Origin of the sequence: uncultured Campylobacter sp. (assembly GCF_937949835.1) — a bacterium.
Taxonomy (GTDB): domain Bacteria; phylum Campylobacterota; class Campylobacteria; order Campylobacterales; family Campylobacteraceae; genus Campylobacter_B.
Genome location: NZ_CALEDC010000155.1, coordinates 1 through 4,929, shown reverse-complemented (window position 1 = coordinate 4,929; position 4,929 = coordinate 1). Strand labels below are relative to the sequence as shown.

Sequence of the window (4,929 nt, the reverse complement as noted above, 5' to 3'; positions counted from 1 at the left end):
AGCGGGCTTCGCCCAACGCTCATCATAACGCATCGCAGCACCTTGCCCTAGCGTATTACCCCGCTTTGGCGACGACATCTTACTAAGCGCGCTACCGCTAGGGTGCCCTATCGCACGGCTAGAGCGAGCAGATGTGGGAAGATAGGGCGCGCGGGCATTTTGACGAGCCGTATACTTCGTGGCGCTCGAATGAGATGCAGCTGTATGCCCCATAGCGCCAGAACGAGTTGCACTATAGCCGTAGCGAGCTTGCGGCTGTGCAATTTGAGTCGTCGTTAATTTGCGAGCTTGTGCGTCTACAATTTTGCCGGTCTGATCATCTGCACCTCCGTGAGTTTGCGCGCTTGTATTTCTCCGCATATCTGCGCCTCCGTGAGTTTGCGCAGTATCGCGAGCGCTTGGCGCCTCGTCCTCATAGATACGGATCTTTGGCAAACGCATCAGCGTCGCGACTAGACTCTTACTAGCTCTATTTTGACTGCTTGATTGATTAGCTGAGCGCCTAGATGCTTTATTTCTCGCAGAATGCGATGCGAAATTTTGCCCGGGATTTTTAGTAAAATTTTTCGCACTTTTTCGCGTGAAATTTTTAGCGGATTTCCCAAATGCACGTGTATTTTTTGTGAACTTGGAATTTGAAAGGCTTTTAGCATTTGCAGGTTTTTTAGCATGTGGCTCAACAGAGGATTTCACCGAGGTATTTTTACTCGGATGATCTTTGGCTCGCAGATTTTGAGATGAAATTTTAGATTTACGGTTTTGCAACGCGGCGGGCGATTTGTGGCTTTGCTGCGCGGCAAAAGCGCTAGAGAAGCTCGTCAAAATGAACGCGATTAAAAAGATACGAGCTAAATTTTTCATCGTTTTCCTTTTAATGGATTTTAGGCGAAATTTAGCAAAGCTTAGATTAAGCCGCGTTAAATTTAATGAGTGAGACTATGAAATTTCAGCTCAAAGCCATATCGCCAGATAAAAACCTGGATAAAGGCTAAGCTTTAAAAATTACGCAGCTAGGATTCTGTTTGGCAATAAAATTTTATCACAACAAAAATATGACGCCACGACAAAATTTTATTTTGTAAGCGTTTAGGCGGGATAGCTGAAAAATTTTAAAGCTTTAGAATTCTTCGCTTAAATTTTGAGTGGCAAGTCGGAATTTAAGGTAAAAAGTAAGCTCAAATAAAGCTTTTAAATTTAGAAAAGATAATGCGGCAAAACCGCAAATTTGCGGTGAGATACGAAATTTATCAGATCAAGCAATGACTAAAAATCACACCGCTTAATCGCTAATTCATAATAAATCGCCGCGCCTTAGACATATCAAAACGCGATACATATCATTCTGACGGCGTGTAGCTACAACATCGCCGCGCATAAAGCATTTCGCGGCGCTGCAAAATCTCACAGCGCCGTTGCAATAGCATAAGAGCGCCGAATGACGCTCTTATGGGGGCTACATCATGCCGCCCATGCCGCCCATTCCGCCCATATCAGGCATTGGAGGCATTGCAGGTTTCTCCTCTTTGATCTCGCTTACGGTCGCTTCGGTCGTTAGAAGCAGGCTTGCGACGGATACCGCGTTTTGAAGCGCGATGCGCTCGACTTTGACTGGATCGATGATGCCCGCTTCAAACATATTGACATACTCGCCGTTTGCGGCGTTGAAGCCAAATTTTTTATCTGAGCCTTGCTCGACCTTATTTGCTACAACGCCTGCGTCAAATCCCGCATTCTCTGCGATCTGGCGAAGCGGAGCGAAAAGCGCGCGCTTAACGATGTCCGCACCGATAAGCTCGTCGCCGCTTAAGGCTAGCTTTACGCTAAGTCCAGCTCTGATTAGCGCAGCGCCGCCGCCGATTACGATACCCTCGTCTACGGCTGCTTTGGTTGCGTTTAGAGCGTCGTCCACGCGGTCTTTTTTCTCTTTCATCTCGGTTTCGGTCGCAGCGCCCACCTTGATGACCGCAACGCCGCCGCTAAGCTTAGCCATGCGCTCTTGAAGCTTCTCTTTGTCGTAATCGCTCGTAGTCTCTGCGATTTGAGCTTTGATCTGCAAAACGCGCGCGTCGATATCTTTTTTCTTGCCCGCGCCGCCTACAATAGTGGTGTTATCTTTGTCGATCACGATACGCTCGGCTTGTCCGAGATCGGCCATAGAAGCGCTTTCTAGCGTTCTACCAAGCTCCTCGCTGATAACGGTACCGCCCGTTAAAATCGCGATATCTTCAAGCATCGCCTTTCTGCGATCGCCAAATCCTGGGGCTTTGACCGCGGAGATGTTTAGCACGCCGCGAAGTTTATTTACGACTAAAGTCGCAAGCGCCTCGCCCTCGATATCCTCGGCGATGATTAGAAGCGGTTTGCCGCTTTTTTGAACCTGCTCCAAAACCGGAAGTAGATCTTTTAAATTTGTAATTTTTTTGTCAAATAGAAGCACTAGCGGCGAGCTTAGCTCGACTAGCATTTTCTCGGCATTTGTAATGAAATATGGGCTTAGATAGCCGCGGTCAAACTGCATTCCCTCGACTACGTTTAACTCATCGTTGATCGATTTTGCCTCTTCTACCGTGATAACGCCGTCCTTGCCGACTCTTTCCATAGCGTCTGCGATCAGATCGCCCACCGCGCTGTCGTTATTAGCAGAGATCGTAGCAACCTGAGCGATCTCTTTTTTGCCACTTACTTTTTTAGAGGATTTTTTTAGCTCCTCGATGATCGCAGCGCTAAATTTATCCATACCGCGTTTAACCTCGATAGGATTTGCGCCCGCAGTTACGTTGCGTAGGCCCTCTTTAAAGATCGCATGAGCTAGCACGGTTGCTGTAGTAGTGCCGTCGCCTGCCTGATCGTTGGTTTTACTCGCTACTTCGCGCACCAAAGAAGCGCCCATATTCTCTAGCGTATCTTTTAGCTCAATCTCTTTAGCGACGGTTACGCCGTCTTTTGTGATCGCCGGAGCGCCGAAGCTTTTTTGGATTAAGACATTGCGACCGCGAGGTCCCATCGTAACTTTTACCGCGTCGTTTAGCTTCCTAACGCCCGCGTAAAGCTTGTTTCTTGCGTCGTCTGAAAAAATAATCTCTTTTGCCATTTTCAATCCTTTTTATTTAATTATGCCTAAAACGTCTTCTAAATTTAAGATAAGGTATTTCTTATCGTCTAAGCTGATCTCGCTGCCTGCGTATTTTGCAAACGCTACGGTATCGCCATTTTTGACGCCTTCACATTCGCTGCCGACGGCTACGATTTTGCCGGTCGAAGGCTTCTCTTTTGAAGCATTGTCGGGGATGATGATGCCCGAAGCGGTCTTTTTGGTTTCCTCCTCGCGCTCAATTAGAACGCGCTTGCCAAGTGGTTGAAATTTCATTTCAGTCCTTTCTTTGATTTGTGATTTCTAAAATTGGCACTCAATGTGTTTGAGTGCTAAGATTATATGCAAAATTTAAAATCTTGTCAATAGTTTATGAAAAATTTTTATAAAACTTTAGTGATTTTAACTCAAGTATTGAGATTTCAAACGTTAAATTTTAAGGGCTATAATACCCTCAAATTTTAAATTTTTAAGGGGACGAAATGAAAATTTTCGGCATAATCGCAGGAATTTTAATCCTGCTTATCGTAGGCACGGGCTGCCTATTTTTCAGCGATTTTGGCAACAATCTTACTAAGCCTTACATAGAAAATTTGATCAAAGAAAAAAGCGGCCTTGACGTGAAGCTTGAGAAATTCGATCTAAATTTCGGCGATCTGGACATCAGCGCCAACGTAAATGACGCTGCGAACGTAAACGTAAAGGGCAAATACTCGCTTTTTGCGCGCTCTTTCGATCTTAGCTACGACGCAAATGCGCACGATCTAGCCAAGCTCGGCATAAAAACGAGCGAAGGACTAAGCCTCAAAGGGCAAATTTTAGGCGATCTTGACAAATTCGGCATCAACGGCAGCGGGCGGATTTTTGATAGCAACGTAAAATTTTTAGCAAATTTAAAAGACCTCAAACCGCTTGATCTGCAAATCGACGCTAAAGCTCTAAACGTCGAAAAAGCCCTTGCCGTGGCTTCTCTGCCAATCTACGCCAAAGGAAATATCGACGTTCTCTCAGATATCAAGGCTAGCAGCGGCGGCGCAGAAGGCAACGCAAGCATCAAGAGTTCAAATTTGATCCTAAACGAATCTGCGTTTAAAGATATGAATATCTCCATCCCAAAGGGCGTGCAGATCACGCTAAACTCGGACATCACGGCGCAAAATGACATCCTGCGAGCAGCAAGCAAGATCGATTCGACTCTAGGCAAGATCAGCGCCGAAAAATCGGAATTTGATCTAAAAAACAAAACTTTAAACTCCGATTTTAATCTGAATTTGCCCGATCTAGCGAAGCTCGAAAGCCTGCTCGGGCGTAAAATTTCTGGCGACGTTAAAGCAAACGGAAATTTAAAGACCGATTTTTCTACGCTTGAGCTTTCAAACTCGCAAATTTCGGCGTTTAGAGACGCGCTTAAAGCGGATACAGAGGCCAAATACGATCTGAAAAATAAAAACGGCGAGCTGTCCGCAAAGCTAAACGCAAACGATCTAGCCGCGCTGCAAAACGTCCTGGGAGTGAAGCTGCAGGGCAAGGCAAACGGCGAGCTTAGCGCGGCTCTAGCGCAAAATGAGCTTAAAAATCTAAGTTTAAATCTAAATGCGATGGGCGGCAACCTGAATGCGAGCGGAAATTTGAGCGATCTAAAGCTTAAAGCGAGCAATCTAAATCTGGCCGTGCTTTCGGCTCTGTTTTACGGCAGCGCGATCGGAAACGGCACGATAAACGGCGATGCGAAGTTAAGCTTAAAGGACGGCATCAACGGCACGGCGCAAATTTCGCTCGCTAGCGGCGCGATTTTTAAAAAATTTTTAGACGGTGCGACGGGCAAGAGCTTCCCAAGC

Annotated in this window: 3 protein-coding genes and 1 pseudogene; 1 reads left to right on the top strand and 3 read right to left on the bottom strand. The window is 46.2% G+C overall.

What is annotated here, in order from left to right; all coding sequences use genetic code 11:
* The 3 genes from Q0256_RS03355 to groES all read right to left on the bottom strand — a co-directional run.
* Positions 1 to 861 (bottom strand): hypothetical protein (locus Q0256_RS03355; protein ID WP_297960033.1); only part of this gene is annotated, 861 nt, incomplete at its 3' end.
* 592 nt (positions 862 to 1,453) lie between these two features.
* On the bottom strand, positions 1,454 to 3,091 hold the full coding sequence (gene groL / locus Q0256_RS03350; protein ID WP_297960032.1) for a chaperonin GroEL: 1,638 nt from the start codon (positions 3,089 to 3,091) through the stop codon (positions 1,454 to 1,456).
* Between the two features lie 12 nt (positions 3,092 to 3,103).
* Complete coding sequence (gene groES / locus Q0256_RS03345; protein ID WP_005871710.1) at positions 3,104 to 3,367, bottom strand: co-chaperone GroES; 264 nt, start codon at positions 3,365 to 3,367, stop codon at positions 3,104 to 3,106.
* Between the two features lie 206 nt (positions 3,368 to 3,573).
* On the opposite strand from groES, the pseudogene Q0256_RS03340 reads away from it, so the two are divergent.
* Positions 3,574 to 4,929, top strand: a pseudogene (locus tag Q0256_RS03340) (hypothetical protein); the annotation flags it as partial.